The organism is Cellulomonas sp. SG140, assembly GCF_025770785.1.
Taxonomy (GTDB): domain Bacteria; phylum Actinomycetota; class Actinomycetes; order Actinomycetales; family Cellulomonadaceae; genus Cellulomonas.
Map to the genome: position 1 here is coordinate 30,848 of NZ_JANZLA010000011.1, position 14,508 is coordinate 45,355.

General features: G+C 75.1%; 13 protein-coding genes. 12 read left to right on the forward strand and 1 reads right to left on the reverse strand.

Going from position 1 to position 14,508, the window contains the following annotated elements:
• Window positions 1-54: 54 nt before the first annotated feature.
• The gene (locus N0B34_RS16690) at window positions 55-1,440 is read left to right on the forward strand and encodes an NlpC/P60 family protein (RefSeq protein ID WP_263732406.1); all 1,386 of its coding nucleotides are present in this window, start codon (window positions 55-57) and stop codon (window positions 1,438-1,440) included.
• Window positions 1,441-1,538: 98 nt separating this feature from the next.
• On the opposite strand, the gene N0B34_RS16695 is transcribed toward N0B34_RS16690, so the two are convergent.
• On the reverse strand, window positions 1,539-2,036 hold the full coding sequence (locus N0B34_RS16695; protein ID WP_263732407.1) for an inorganic diphosphatase: 498 nt from the start codon (window positions 2,034-2,036) through the stop codon (window positions 1,539-1,541).
• A gap of 196 nt (window positions 2,037-2,232) precedes the next feature.
• Here N0B34_RS16695 and dacB point away from each other — a divergent pair, with 196 nt between their 5' ends.
• From dacB to N0B34_RS16750, 11 genes are all read left to right on the forward strand, one after another.
• Complete coding sequence (gene dacB / locus N0B34_RS16700; protein ID WP_263732408.1) at window positions 2,233-3,657, forward strand: D-alanyl-D-alanine carboxypeptidase/D-alanyl-D-alanine-endopeptidase; 1,425 nt, start codon at window positions 2,233-2,235, stop codon at window positions 3,655-3,657.
• 44 nt (window positions 3,658-3,701) lie between these two features.
• Entirely contained in the window at window positions 3,702-4,763 is a 1,062-nt protein-coding gene (locus tag N0B34_RS16705; RefSeq protein WP_263732409.1) for a zinc-dependent metalloprotease, read from the forward strand.
• A 4-nt stretch (window positions 4,764-4,767) separates the two neighbouring features.
• The gene (gene tilS / locus N0B34_RS16710) at window positions 4,768-5,811 is read left to right on the forward strand and encodes a tRNA lysidine(34) synthetase TilS (RefSeq protein ID WP_263732410.1); all 1,044 of its coding nucleotides are present in this window, start codon (window positions 4,768-4,770) and stop codon (window positions 5,809-5,811) included.
• A 5-nt stretch (window positions 5,812-5,816) separates the two neighbouring features.
• Complete coding sequence (hpt, locus tag N0B34_RS16715) at window positions 5,817-6,371, forward strand: hypoxanthine phosphoribosyltransferase (RefSeq protein ID WP_263732411.1); 555 nt, start codon at window positions 5,817-5,819, stop codon at window positions 6,369-6,371.
• A 130-nt stretch (window positions 6,372-6,501) separates the two neighbouring features.
• A complete protein-coding gene (ftsH, locus tag N0B34_RS16720; protein ID WP_263732412.1) occupies window positions 6,502-8,565 on the forward strand; it encodes an ATP-dependent zinc metalloprotease FtsH in 2,064 nt (687 codons plus the stop codon).
• Between the two features lies 1 nt (window position 8,566).
• Window positions 8,567-9,241, forward strand: a complete 675-nt coding sequence (gene folE / locus N0B34_RS16725) for a GTP cyclohydrolase I FolE (protein ID WP_263732413.1) — start codon at window positions 8,567-8,569, stop codon at window positions 9,239-9,241.
• 100 nt (window positions 9,242-9,341) lie between these two features.
• A complete protein-coding gene (gene folP, locus N0B34_RS16730) occupies window positions 9,342-10,202 on the forward strand; it encodes a dihydropteroate synthase (RefSeq protein WP_263732466.1) in 861 nt (286 codons plus the stop codon).
• Window positions 10,199-11,854, forward strand: a complete 1,656-nt coding sequence (gene folK / locus N0B34_RS16735; RefSeq protein WP_263732414.1) for a 2-amino-4-hydroxy-6-hydroxymethyldihydropteridine diphosphokinase — start codon at window positions 10,199-10,201, stop codon at window positions 11,852-11,854. Before folP ends, folK begins: the two co-directional genes overlap by 4 nt.
• Window positions 11,854-12,345, forward strand: a complete 492-nt coding sequence (locus N0B34_RS16740) for a DUF3180 domain-containing protein (RefSeq protein WP_263732415.1) — start codon at window positions 11,854-11,856, stop codon at window positions 12,343-12,345. The genes folK and N0B34_RS16740 overlap by 1 nt, the downstream gene beginning before the upstream one ends.
• 42 nt (window positions 12,346-12,387) lie before the next feature.
• Window positions 12,388-12,897: a PH domain-containing protein gene (locus N0B34_RS16745; RefSeq protein WP_263732416.1), complete on the forward strand. Its 510-nt coding sequence runs from the start codon at window positions 12,388-12,390 to the stop codon at window positions 12,895-12,897.
• Window positions 12,894-14,507 carry a PH domain-containing protein gene (locus N0B34_RS16750; protein WP_263732417.1) on the forward strand — a complete coding sequence of 538 codons (1,614 nt, stop codon included), beginning with the start codon at window positions 12,894-12,896 and terminating at the stop codon, window positions 14,505-14,507. The genes N0B34_RS16745 and N0B34_RS16750 overlap by 4 nt, the downstream gene beginning before the upstream one ends.
• The last annotated feature ends 1 nt before the right edge of the window (window position 14,508 follow it).

The window sequence follows — 14,508 nt, forward strand, 5'->3', positions numbered from 1 at the left end:
GCACCGCGGCCCCACCGAACCGCCCGGCGATCCCGCCTCGCGCTGACGTCGGCGGTGCTGGCGACCCTGCTCGTCCTCGTCGACCAGTCCGGGGCGCTCGCCGACCCGTCGCCGTCGCCGACACCCCCGTCCGCCGCCGACGTGCAGAACGCCCAGGCCGCGGTGCAGGCCGCCAAGGGGTCCGTCGCGCAGATGGAGGTGCGCCTCGCCGAGCTGTCGGTGGTCGGCGACCAGGCGGACGTCGCCGTGCAGGTGGCCGGCGAGAAGTACACCCAGGCGCTGTCCGACGCCCAGAACGCGCAGACCGCCGCCGACCAGGCCGCCCAGCGCTCCACGCAGGCGGCCGCCGACGCGGAGACCGCCCGGCGGGACCTCGTCGCGCTCGCCCGGCAGATGGCCCGGTCCGGCGGTGGCGCCGACCTGCTCGAGGCCGTGCTGTCCGCCGACGGGTTCCAGGACGTCGCCCAGCGCACCGCCACCCTCACGCACCTGACCGGCAAGGCGGACGAGACCGTCCAGCGGTTCCGCGCCGCGACGCTCGTGGCCGACACCCTGCGCGACCACGCCGCCGCGGCCGCCACGGAGGCGTCGGCCGCCAAGGACACCGCCCAGCAGGCGCTCGACGCCGCGCAGAAGGCGTCCGACGACGCGCAGGCGCAGATCGCCGCGGCGTCGACCGAGCGGGACCAGCTGATCAACGCCCTGGCCGTCGCGCAGCAGACGTCGGCGACGGTCGAGCGGGCCCGGCAGGACGCGCTCGACGCCGCACGTCAGCAGCGGGAGAACGCCGCCGCGCAGGCCGCGCGCATGCCCCCGGCGTCGGCCCAGCCGACGACCACGCCGCCCACCGGCACCCCGCCGGCCGGCGGCACCACCGCCCCACCGGCCACGACGCCACCGGCAGGCACAGGCAACGGCGGCACGTCGGGCGGCACCACCGCCCCTCCCGTCACCACGCCACCGGTCACGACGCCTCCCGTGACGGCACCGGTCACCAACCCGGTGACCCCGCCGCCCACCCCACCGGCCAGCGACCGCTACGGCCTGGGCACCGGGGTCTCGCGCGGGTCGGCCGGACAGGGTCAGGCGGCCGTGTCGTGGGCCGAGGGGCAGGTCGGGCTGCCGTACATCTGGGGCGGCGTCGGGCCTGACGGCTTCGACTGCTCCGGCCTGACGATGAAGGCCTGGTCCGCGGCAGGCGTCGGGATCAACCGCACCGCGGCCGACCAGTACAAGCAGGTCCTCAAGATCAGCTACTCGAGCATGCGCCCCGGTGACCTGATCTTCTGGTCGTCCGACACCACGGACGCCGACCAGATCTACCACGTGGCGATGTTCGTCGGCGGCGGGCAGATGGTGGAGGCCGCCAGGCCTGGCGTGCCCATCCGGATCACCTCCATCCGCTGGGCGGGCACGATGCCGTACGCCGGTCGCCCCTGACGCACCCCCGTCCCACGCGGTAGCGCGCGCACGAACGACGAAGGCCCGCACCCACCATCCGGTGGTGCGGGCCTTCGAGCGCTCGCCGTGCGCGTGCGTCAGTGCGCGTAGTACCCCGCGTCGATCGCCCGCTGCCGCGACCGCTCGATCTCGGCCTCCGCGTCGGCACGGCCCACCCAGTGGGCGCCCTCCACCGACTTGCCGGGCTCCAGGTCCTTGTAGACCTCGAAGAAGTGCTGGATCTCCAGGCGGTGGAAGTCGGACACGTCGTCGATGTCCTGCCGCCACGCCGCGCGCTGGTCGCCCATCGGCACGCACAGCACCTTGTCGTCGCCGCCCGCCTCGTCGCGCATGCGGAACATGCCGAGCGCGCGGCACCGGATCAGGCAGCCGGGGAAGGTCGGCTCCTCGAGCAGTACCAGCGCGTCGAGGGGGTCGCCGTCCTCGCCGAGGGTGCCCTCGATGAAGCCGTAGTCGTCGGGGTACCGGGTCGAGGTGAAGAGCATGCGGTCCAGGCGGATACGGCCGGTCGCGTGGTCGACCTCGTACTTGTTGCGCTGTCCCTTGGGGATCTCGATCGTGACGTCGAACTCCACAGCTCTCCTCCGCGCGCGCCCGGCGGCAGGCGCTGGTTCGTAGTCGGTGCACAAGTCGTCGCGCGGCGCCGTGGCGCCCCGGCTCTAGGACAGTAGTCTGACGCACCGGCGGCGGGCAGCCCGCCCTGAGGTGCGGTGCGGTGTCACGGCCGCGACCGCTGCCGTGACAGCGGGCGCACGGGAGCGACGGGAGAGCATGGCCAGGACGGCTCGGGTGGTGGGCACCAGCATCCTGGTGGTGGTCCTCGCCGGAGCCGCGTACGTGACGGCCGACGCGTACGACGTGGTGCCGGGTGTGCTGACCCTGGCGCCGCCCGGGCCGACGGCCTCGCCGTTCCCCGTGGCCCCCGGTGCCCTGCTGCCGGTGGCGAACCCCGCGTCGCTCGCCCCGCTCAAGGCCCTCGACACCGGCGCCCCCGTGCCGTCGACCGCCGCCGTGCAGGCCGCGGTGAACGCGTTCGCCGCCGACCCGCGGGTGGGACCCAGCGTGGGTGTCCTGGTCACGGACGCCGCGAGCGGGAACGTCATCGCGGAGCACGACTCGGCGAGCCCGCACGTCCCGGCGTCCACCGCCAAGCTGGTCACGGCCGCCGCCGCCCTCGGCACCCTCGACCCGGCGTCCACGCTGCCCACCCGGGTGGTGGCGGGCGCCGGCGGCTCGATCGTGCTGGTCGGCGGCGGGGACATGCTGCTCGCGCCGGGCGCGGGTGACCCGAACGCGGTCGACGGGCACGCCGGCCTGGGCGACCTGGCGGCGCAGGTCGCCAAGGACCTCAAGCTGACCGGGACCACGACGGTCCACCTGTCGGTGGACGACTCGCTGTTCAGCGGCCCGGCGACGTCCCCGGGCTGGGACCCGAGCTACCTGTCGAACGGGTTCGTCGCCCCGGTGACGCCGATCGCCGTGCACGACGCGCGGGTGCACCCCGAGGTCGAGTACTCGGTCCGCTTCGGCGACCCCACGATGAACGCCGCCACCGTGCTGGCCCAGCGGCTGACGGAGGCCGGCATCACGGTGCAGGGTGCGCCGTCGCGCGGCACCGCACCGGCCAACGCCCGGGTGCTGGGGGAGGTCCGGTCGGCACGGCTCGACCAGGTGGTCGGCTACTTCCTGGACAGCTCCGACAACACGATCACCGAGGTGGTGTCGCGCCTGGTCGCGTTGCACCAGACGCTGCCCGGCAGCTTCGAGGGGGGCACCCAGGCGGTGCTGCACGCCGTCTCCACGCTGGGCGTGGACGTCAACGGCGCGCACCTGGTCGACGCCTCCGGCCTGGCGGCCGGCTCCGCGCTGCCGCCGACGCTGCTGGTGCACCTCCTCAAGCTGATGGTCGACGGCTCGCACCCGGCCCTCACGGAGGTCGCCACGGAGCTGCCGATCGCCGGCCTGACCGGCACCCTGTTCGACCGGTTCACGCAGAGCGACGCGCGCGGGCTGGTGCGCGCCAAGACCGGCAGCCTGCCCAGCGTGACGTCGTTGGCCGGCTCGGTGATCACCGCGGACGGCCGCCAGCTGCTGTTCGCGGTGCTGGCCGACCAGACCGGCGCCGTGGGGCAGGACCCGCCCCGGCGGGCGCTCGACGCCTTCGTCAGCGGCCTGGCGGCGTGCGGCTGTCGCTGACGGGCGTCCCGGACGGCCTGGCGCACCGGGTTAGCGTGAGCGTCATGGTGGACGACGACAGCGCGGGCCTGGTCGACTGGAGCGCCGCCGCCAGGGTGGCCGGCCGTCTGGCGCCCCCCGGACCGACCGCCGACCGCGCCGAGCTCACCGCCCTGGTCACGGAGCTGCGCGACGCGGCCGCGCGGGCCGGCGTCCCGGTGCTGGAGACCACCGGCATGCGCCCCGCGGACGGGCGGCCGGCGGAGCAGCTCGCCCGGGTGCTCGTCGTCGACCGTCCCCGTTGGGCCCTGGCCAACACCCAGGTGTTCGCCTCGCTGCTCGGCCCGCTGTCCCGGCACGCCGACGGCCGCCCCGTCGTGGTGCCGCCCGCCGCCCGGCAGGCCGCCGCGGCGCAGGTCGGTGGCGTGCTCGCCCTGCTGGCCGGCAAGGTGCTGGGCCAGTTCGACCCGTTCAGCGGGCCGGAGGGCCGGTTGCTGCTGGTGGCGCCCAACGTGCTGGCGGTGGAGACGGCGATGGGCGTGGAGCCCGCCGACTTCCGGCTGTGGGTGTGCCTGCACGAGCTGACGCACGCGCTGCAGTTCGCGGCGGCACCGTGGCTGGCGGACCACCTGCGGAGCCGGGCACAGCTGCTGCTCGGCGACCTCGCACCCGGCACCGGTCGGCTCGAGGCGCAGGAGCTGGTCGAGGCGGTCGGCCGGGCGCTGGCGGGCGGGCGCGGTGGCGGGGTGCTCGGCCTGCTCACGCCGGCGCAGCGGGCGGTGTTCGACGAGGTGGGCGCCGTGATGGCGCTGCTCGAGGGTCACGCCGACGTCACCATGGACGAGGTCGGGCCGGCGGTGGTGCCGACCGTCGGCCGGATCCGCACGGCGTTCGAGGCCCGCCGGGACGCGAGCGCCTCCGCCGGCGGCCTCGAGCGGCTGCTCCGCCGGCTGCTCGGCATGGACCTCAAGCTGGCGCAGTACCGCGAGGGCGCCGCCTTCGTCCGCGGGGTGCGGGCCCGCATCGGCACGGAGGGCTTCAACACCGTCTGGACGTCCGCCGGCACCCTTCCCACGGCTGCCGAGATCGCCGACCCCGCGGCGTGGGTCGCCCGCGTCCGGCCCTGAGCGCGTGACCGGCCCCTCGGCCGCCGTCGCGGCGGTGCGGCTGGCGGTCAGCCGCGAGCTGGCGGACCTGCCGGCCGGCGCGCTGGTGCTGGTCGCGTGCTCGGGCGGTGCCGACTCCCTGGCGCTGGCGGCGGGCACGGCGTTCGTCGTCGGACGTGCCGCGCGGCACGCGGACGAGGCCGGGGGAGTGCCGCCGCTGCGGGCCGGGGCGGTGGTGGTGGACCACGGGCTGCAGGACGCGTCGGCCGCGGTGGCGGCTCGTGCCGCGGAGCAGTGCCGCCGGCTGGGACTCGATCCCGTGCTGGTGGTCCCGGTCGACGTCGGCGGCCCCGGAGGCCCCGAGGCCGCTGCGCGGGACGCCCGCTACGCGGCCCTCGAGGAGGCGGCGCGGCGCACCGGTGCCGCCGCGGTGCTGCTGGGCCACACGCTCGACGACCAGGCCGAGACCGTGCTGCTGGGGCTCGCACGGGGGTCCGGGGCCCGCTCGCTGGCGGGGATGCCGACGCGCCGCGGCCCGTTCCGCCGCCCGCTGCTGCAGCTGCGCCGCACCGACACCGCCGCGGCGTGCACCGCCCAGCGGCTGGTGCCGTGGCAGGACCCGACCAACGCCGCCGTGCCGGACGGCCCGCGCCGCAGCCGCGTGCGGCACCAGCTGCTGCCGGCGGCCGAGCGGGTGCTCGGCCCCGGGGTGGTGCCGGCCCTCGCGCGGACCGCCGAGCAGCTGCGGGAGCAGGCGGACGCCGTCGACGAGCTGGCCGGCCGGCTGCTCGCCGATGCGGCGTCCCGCAGGACGCCGACGGCCGGCTGGGACGTCGGCACGCTCGCGGCCGCGGTCCCCGGCGTCCGGCGGGCCGCGCTGCACGCCGCGGCGCTGCGCGCGGGCTGCCCGCCGGGCTCCGTCACCCGCCGCCACGTCCTGGCGCTCGACGCCCTGCTCGTCGACTGGCACGGGCAGGGCCCCGTGCACCTGCCCGGCGGGATGGTCGGCGTCCGGGAGTGTGGCAGGCTCGTCCTCACCGAATCCCCCTCCCCTTCACGACAGGAGTAGCCGCGGTGGACGCTGCCGACATGGGAGCCGACCTGGAGCGGGTGCTCCTCACGCAGGAGCAGCTGCACGACCGGCTGGACGAGCTCGCGGCGCAGATCGACGCCGACTACGCCGGCAAGGACCTGCTGCTGGTCGGGGTGCTCAAGGGCGCCGTGATGGTGATGGCGGACCTGGTGCGCCGCCTGCACCTGCCCGTGCAGATGGACTGGATGGCGGTCTCGTCGTACGGCTCGGGGACCAAGTCCTCCGGTGTCGTCCGCATCCTCAAGGACCTCGACGCGGACCTGACCGGCCGCCACGTGCTGATCGTCGAGGACATCATCGACTCCGGCCTGACCCTGTCCTGGCTGCTGTCGAACCTGCGCTCGCGCGGACCGGTCAGCGTCGAGATCGCCACCATGCTCCGCAAGCCGGAGGCGCTGAAGGTCGACGTGCCCGTCAAGTACGTCGGCTTCGACATCCCCACGGAGTTCGTCGTCGGCTACGGCCTGGACTACGCCGAGAAGTACCGCAACCTCCCCTTCGTCGGCACCCTGGCGCCGCACGTCTACGCCGGCTGAGACGTCGCTGAGGGCGCTGAGCCCTGCGCGAACAGGGCGGACCGGGCCGCGGGACCGTCAGATTCACCATGTACCGTCGAGGCCAGCAGCCCTGCGACCCGGAGGATGAGGGGCCCGGCCCCGATCGCCCATGAATCTCAAGCGCCTCGCCCGCGGACCCGTCGTCTGGGTCGTCATCGCCCTGCTGCTGATCGTGTTCGCGTTCAGCGCGCTGCGGGTCCCGACCGTCCAGCGGATCGACACCTCGGACGGCCTGGCGCTGCTCAAGGGCGGCACGGTGGACCAGGTGCGCATCGTCGACACCGCCCAGCGCGTCGACATGACGCTGACGCAGGACTTCAGCAAGAACAACCACGACTTCGGCAAGCAGGTGCAGTTCTTCTACGTCGCGCCGCAGGGCCCCACCGTGGTGGACGCCGTGCAGAGCGCCAACCTGCCGAAGGGCTACACCTCGGACGGGCCGGCGGTCTCGTCGTGGTGGAGCAGCCTGCTGTCGCTGGTGCTGCCGTTCGTGCTGATCCTCGGCGCCTTCTGGTTCCTCATGTCGAACATGCAGGGCGGCGGCAACCGGGTGATGAGCTTCGGCAAGTCGCGCGCCAAGCTGGTGAGCAAGGAGTCGCCGCAGGTCACGTTCGCCGACGTGGCGGGCGTCGACGAGGCGGTCGAGGAGCTGCAGGAGATCAAGGAGTTCCTCTCCGAGCCCAGCAAGTTCCAGGCGGTCGGCGCCAAGATCCCCAAGGGCGTGCTGCTGTACGGCCCTCCGGGTACCGGCAAGACGCTGCTGGCCCGCGCGGTCGCCGGTGAGGCGGGCGTGCCGTTCTACTCGATCTCCGGCTCGGACTTCGTCGAGATGTTCGTCGGCGTCGGCGCCAGCCGCGTGCGCGACCTGTTCGACCAGGCCAAGCAGAACGCGCCGGCGATCATCTTCGTCGACGAGATCGACGCGGTCGGCCGGCACCGCGGCGCGGGCCTGGGCGGCGGGCACGACGAGCGCGAGCAGACGCTGAACCAGATGCTCGTCGAGATGGACGGGTTCGACGTCAACGCGAACGTCATCATGATCGCGGCGACCAACCGGCCGGACATCCTCGACCCGGCGCTGCTGCGCCCCGGCCGCTTCGACCGCCAGGTGTCCGTGGAGCCGCCGGACCTGAAGGGCCGCGAGCACATCCTGCAGGTGCACGCCAAGGGCAAGCCGATGGCGCCGCAGGTGGACCTGACCGCGGTGGCCCGCCGCACGCCTGGCTTCACCGGTGCGGACCTGGCGAACGTGCTCAACGAGGCGGCGCTGCTGACCGCCCGTTCGAGCGCCAAGATCATCGACGACCGCGCGCTGGACGAGGCGATCGACCGCGTCGTCGCCGGCCCGCAGAAGCGCACGCGCGTGATGAACGTCAAGGAGCAGAAGATCACCGCGTACCACGAGGGCGGCCACGCCCTGGTGGCGGCGGCGCTGCGGTACACCGACCCGGTGACCAAGGTGACGATCCTGCCCCGCGGTCGCGCCCTCGGCTACACGATGGTGATGCCCACGGAGGACAAGTACTCCACCACCCGCAACGAGCTGCTCGACCAGCTCGCGTACGCCATGGGCGGCCGCGTCGCGGAGGAGCTGGTGTTCCACGACCCGACGACCGGCGCGAGCAACGACATCGAGAAGGCCACTGAGGTGGCCCGCAAGATGGTGACGCAGTACGGCATGAGCGCCTCGCTCGGCTCGGTGAAGCTGGGCCAGGAGTCCTCCGAGGTGTTCCTCGGCCGCGACGTCGGCCACCAGCGCGACTACTCCGAGTCCGTCGCCAGCCGCATCGACGTCGAGGTCCGGGCGCTGATGGAGAAGGCGCACGACGAGGCGTGGGAGATCCTCGTCGAGTACCGCGACGTGCTGGACCGCCTGGTGCTCGAGCTGCTCGAGAAGGAGACGCTGAACGCCGAGCAGCTGCGCGAGGTGTTCCACGACGTCGTCAAGCGCGAGCCGCGCGAGGTGTGGCTGTCCAGCGAGGAGCGTGCGGTGTCCGAGCGCGGTCCCGTGATGACGCCGGCCGAGAAGGCCGCGCTGAACGGTCACGACGTGGTGCCGCAGGACGAGGCCGCCGCCGCGACCCACGAGCACCCGCCGGTCGAGGTGGTCGAGGTGCCGCCGAACCGGACGCCGGACACCCCGGGCCCCACCGACACGACCGGGCGCCTCTGAGATGGGCGACCGCGCCGTGGGCCCGCCGGTCGAGGACGACCTGGCGGACGACGAGACCCCCGAGCAGCGTTCGGTGATCGGACCGCTGGTCGACGGCGGCCGGGCCGTGCGCCCGTTCGACGCCGCCCGTGCGGAGGCCGCCGTCCGCGAGCTGCTGATCGCCGTCGGCGAGGACCCGGACCGCGAGGGGCTGCTCGACACGCCCGCGCGGGTCGCCCGCGCCTACCGCGAGACGTTCGCGGGCCTGTTCCAGGACCCGCGCGACGTGCTGACCACCACGTTCGACGCCGGTCACCAGGAGATGGTGATGGTGCGGGACATCGCCGTGTACTCCACGTGCGAGCACCACCTGGTCCCGTTCCACGGCGTCGCGCACGTCGGCTACATCCCGGGTGCCGACGGTCGCATCACCGGCCTGTCCAAGCTGGCCCGGGTGGTCGAGGTCTACGCCCGCCGCCCGCAGGTGCAGGAGCGCCTGACGTCGCAGATCGCGGACGCCCTGGTCGAGGTGCTCAACCCCGGCGGCGTGATGGTGGTGCTCGAGTGCGAGCACCTGTGCATGTCGATGCGCGGCGTCCGCAAGCCCGGTGCCCGCACGGTCACCTCCGCGGTTCGGGGTCAGATGCGCGACGCCGCCACCCGGGCCGAGGCGATGGCCCTGGTGCTGGGTCGCTGACCCGTGCACCGGCCTGCGTAGGGTGACGCCCGTGAGCACCGGCGCGCGCGGCGGCCCGGCGTCCCTGGCACACCTCGCGGACGGTGACCGGACGCTGGTGATGGGCGTCGTCAACGTCACGCCCGACTCGTTCAGCGACGGCGGACGGTGGTTCACCACGTCGTCGGCGGTGGCGCACGGCCTGCAGCTGCTGGCCGACGGCGCCGACCTGCTGGACGTCGGTGGCGAGTCCACGCGCCCCAACGCGCCGCGGGTGCCGGTGGACGAGGAGCTGACCCGGGTGCTGCCGGTGGTCCGGGAGCTGGTGGCGCACGGTGCGACGGTCAGCGTGGACACCACGCGGGCGGTGGTGGCGGAGCAGGCGGTGGACGCGGGTGCGCTGCTGGTCAACGACGTGTCGGGCGGTCTGGCCGACCCGGAGATGGCGGCGCTGGTGGCGCGCACCGGTGTGGCGTACGTGGCGATGCACTGGCGCGGGCACGCCGACGTGATGGACGCCCACGACCGGTACGACGACGTGGTGGCCGACGTGCTGGCCGAGCTGCGCACCCGGCTGGCCGAGCTGCGCGCCGCGGGCGTGCGGGACGAGCAGGTGGTGCTGGACCCGGGACTGGGCTTCGCCAAGGCGGGGGCGAGCAACTGGCCGCTGCTGGCGCACCTCGACGTGCTGCAGGCGGAGGGGTTCCCGGTGCTGGTCGGTGCCAGCCGCAAGCGGTTCCTCGGCCACCTGCTGGCGGGACCGGACGGCGAGCCGGTGCCTCCCGCGGAGCGGGACGGGGCGACGGCGGCGATCAGCGCGCTCGCCGCGGCGGCCGGGGTGTGGGCCGTCCGGGTGCACGAGGCCAGGGGCTCGGCCGATGCGGTGCGGGTCGCCGCGGCGTGGCGCGCGGCCGGGGGCGGCGGCAGGGACGGGATCGGGCACGATGACGTGCACGACGAGACGGTAGGAGGCCCGCGGTGAGCGGTGAGCAGCCGGTGGTGGACGACGCCGGGCGCGAGCTGGACCGGATCCGGTTGACCGGCATCACGGCCACCGGCCGGCACGGGCTGCTGCCCGAGGAGCGGCGCGACGGTCAGCAGTTCCTCGCCGACGTCGTCGTGCACCTGGACACCCGGCGCGCCGCCGCCCGGGACGACCTGGCGTACTCCGTCGACTACGGCCGCCTGGCGCAGGAGGTGCACGCGGTGCTCGCCGGCGAGCCGGCCGACCTGATCGAGACGGTCGCCGAGCGGATCGCCGCCACCGTGCTGGCCCATCCCGGCGTGCTGGCCGTCGACGTGGCGGTGCACAAGCCGCAGGCGCCGATCACCGTGCCCTTCGGCGACGTCGTCGTCGAGATCCACCGGGACCGGCGCAAGCTGCCGGCCGCCGAGCCGTACCGCGCGCAGCAGGGGACGGGTGAACCGCCCACCGCCAGCGCCGCGACCCGTGCCGCCGCCCACGCCCACCCGCGCACGGCACCCCTGCCGCTCGCGGAGACGCCGGCCGCCGTCCCGCTGCCCGAGCCGTCCTCGGCGCGGGCCCCGCACGCACCGAGCGCACCGCTCGAGATCCCGACGTTCGCCGACGTCGTCGGTCCCGAGGCCGCCGCCCTGGCGGCCGCGATGCTGCCCGGCACCACGGCGCCGGGTGCCGCGGTGCCCGGGGTCGCCATGCCGGCCGTCGCGGTGCCCGGGATGGGGACGGCCGAGCTGGCCGCAGCCCCGGCCGAGCCGTCCGACGCGATCGCCGTGCCGTCGTGGGAGCCCGTGATGGCCGTGCCGGACGACGTCTCGGAGACGACGGTCCTGCCCCGCACGCCGGCCGACGCACCCGAGCCTGCCGCGTCCGAGCCGGCCGAAGCCGTGCCCGTCCTCGTCCCCGTCCCCGTGCCCGCAGCCCCGGCGCCCGGCGACGCGCTGGACCAGCGACCCGCGACGGCGGTGGACGTGGTGCTCGCGCTGGGCTCGAACCTCGGCCCGTCCCAGGAGACACTGCGCGAGGTGGTCGCCGAGCTGGGCCAGCTGCCCGGCCTCGAGGTGGTGAAGGTCTCGCCGCTCGCGCGGACGGCACCGGTCGGCGGTCCCGAGCAGCCGGACTACCTCGACGCGGTGGTGCTCGCCCGGACCACCCTCGCGCCGCGCGAGCTGCTGCACGCCCTGCAGCTGCTGGAGGACCGGCACGGCCGGGTGCGGCTCGAGCGGTGGGGGCCCCGCACGCTGGACCTCGACATCGTGGTGTACGGCTCGGTGCTGGCCGTCACGGACGACCTCGAGCTGCCGCACCCGCGTGCCCACCAGCGCGCCTTCGTGCTGCAGCCGTGGGCTCAGGTCGACCCGACCGCGGTGCTGCCGGGGCTCGGCGGCGGCCCCGTCGCCCAGCTGGCGGACACCGCACCGGACCGGGACGGCGTGCGCTGGATGGCCCTCGACTGGTTGACCGCGCCGGTGCAGCACACCGGGTCGCTGGACGTCTCGACGCACGGGCCCTCGACGCACGGGCCCTCGGCGCAGGGGACGTCGGCGCAGGGGTCCTCGGCGCACGCACCCGGCGCGACCCCGACCCCCGGGGCTGCACCCCACGAGGACGAGGCCGACGACGACGCGGGACCCGCCTGGCCCTGGGGTCCGTGATGCGGCGCACCCGCTGGCAGAGCCTGCTGCTGGTCGCGCTCGTCGTCGGGGTGCTGGCGGCGTTGCTCACCACGGAGCTCGCACGCCGCGGCCCCGGCATGCCGACGGTGCCGTGGCTGGTGGCCGTGGTGGAGCTGCTGATCTCCGCGGTGGTGTTCTCCATGGGCTGGGCGGTGCGGCAGTTCCTGCGCGGGCACCGGCCGGACCTGGACCCGATCCGTGCGGCACGGACCGCTGTGCTGGCCAAGGCCGCGTGCTACACCGGCGCCCTGCTGGTGGGCTGGTACGGCGGTCAGCTGGTGGCGCTGCTGCTCTCCCGGGACCTGCCCGGGACCGGCCCCCAGGCGGCTGCGGCCGGTGTCGCCGCGGGCGGCGCGCTGGTGATGGCGGTGGTCGGCCTGGTGGTGGAGTGGTTCTGCCGCATCCCGCCGCCGCAGGACGAGCAGCGCCAGGAGCACGGCGGCGCGGAGCCGGACCCGTCGCCGAGCTGACGTCCCGGCCGCAGGCGTTGCGGCCGATGCTTGGATGGCCTCATGACCAGCTCCGGCCCTGTCCCGACCGACGCCCTGTTCCAGCCGGCGGACATCGTCTGGACACCTGTGTCGCCCCGGCTGGCCGGTGCGCGGCTGACGGTCGCGGCGATCGTCCTCGTCCCGCTCCTCCTCGCTGGCGTCGTGTGGGCGGTCCTCTCCGGGGCAGCCGCGGTGTGGATCGCGCCTGCCGCGGTGCTGGCCGTCGGGGTGTGGATCGGGTGGCTGGTGCCGCGGCAGGTGCACGCCGTCGGCTACGCCGAGCGCGCGGACGACCTGCTGATCCGCCGCGGCATCATGTTCAAGACCCTGGTCGTGGTGCCCTACGGCCGCATGCAGTACGTCGACGTGAACGCCGGACCGGTGGACCGGGCCTTCGGCATCGCGGCCGTCCAGCTACACACCGCCGCACCCAACACGGACGCCTCGATCCACGGCCTGCCGCCCGAGGAGGCCGCACGGCTGCGTGACCGCCTCGCCTCGCGCGGCGAGGCGCGGCTGGCGGGCCTGTGAGCACGGCCGAGACGCCCTCGGTCGCGGGCCCGGCGCCCGTCACGGCGGAGGCCGTCGGCGAGGACGCCTACGCCTGGCGGCGGGTGCACCCGATCACCCCGCTGCTGCGCGGGTGGAAGGCGCTGGTCGCCGTGCTCGCGATCTTCGCGGCGCAGGCCGGTGACAACGTCCGCAACCTCGCGCACCTGCTTGGTGGGCGCACCTGGCTGGCGCTCATCGGCGTGCTGGTGCTGGTCACCGTGGTGAGCCTGGTCTACTCGGCGTTCGCGTGGCGCGCGATGCGGTTCGCCGTCACGGACGAGGCGGTGCACCTGCGGCAGGGCATCGTGTTCCGGCAGCAGCGGCAGGCCCGGCTGGACCGGCTGCAGGCGGTGGACGTGGTGCAGCCGCTGCTGGCCCGGCTGGTCGGCCTGTCGGAGCTGCGGCTGGAGGTGGCCGGCGGCCACGGGTCGGCGGTGTCGCTGTCGTTCCTGCGGGAGGACGAGGCAGACGCGCTGCGCGCCGACCTGCTGGCGCTCGCGGCGGGCCTGCGTCGGCCGTCGGCACCGGCGACCGTGCCCGCGCAGCCCGGTGGCCCCGTCGTCGACCGGCTGCCCGGTGGGCCGCAGCACGGGGCGCCCCCGCCCGACCCGGCGGGTGCGGTGACCGGTCCTCCGCCACCCTCGTCGCCGGGCCGGCCGGGCCCTGCGCCGGTAGCAGTCCCAGCCCCTGCGTTCGCACCCGCCCCCGAGCAGCAGGTGTACGAGCTGCCGATGCCGCGGCTTCTCGGCTCGATCCTGCTGTCCGGTGGCACCGTCTGGCTGGTGCTCGGTGTCGTCGCGATCACCGTGGTGATCGTGGTGAGCGAGAGCATCGACGCCGCGTTCGGCGTGCTGCCGGCCGTGCTCGGCGCCGTCAGCTGGGTGTGGTCCCGGCTGAACGGCGCTGCCACGTTCCGCGCCGCGATCTCGCCGGACGGCATCCGGCTGCGGCACGGGCTCACCGAGACCCGCACCCAGACGGTCCCGCCGGGCCGGGTTCAGGCCGTCCGGCTGCACCAACCGCTGCTGTGGCGGTCCCGCGACTGGTGGCGGGTGCAGATCAACGTCGCGGGCTACGGCACGGAGTCCAAGGAGCGGGAGAACGAGGCGGTGCTGCACCCCGTCGCCACACGTCAGGAGGCGATGACGGCGCTGTGGCTGGTGCTGCCGGACCTCGGTGTCGGGGACCCGCAGGCGGTGCTCGACGCGGCGTTCACCGGCAGGGGCGACGACGGCGGGTTCACCCCGTCGCCGCGGGCCGCCCGCTGGGTGGACCCGATCGGCTGGCGGCGGCGGGGGGTGCTGGTGACGGAGCGTGCGCTGATCGTCCGGTCCGGCCGGTGGTGGAGGTCGGTCGAGGTGGTGCCGCACGAGCGCACCCAGTCGCTGGCCGTGCGGCAGGGGCCGATCCAGCGGGCGCTCGGGGTTGCAACCTTCGTCGTGCACTCCACGCCTGGGCCCGTCTCGCCGCGTGCGGAGCACCTGACCGAGCAGGCGGCGGCCGCGCTGCTGGACGAGCAGGCGGCGCGGGCCCGGCACGCCCGCCGCGCAGCCGGGCCGGAGCAGTGGATGCGGCGGGGCACGTCGTGAG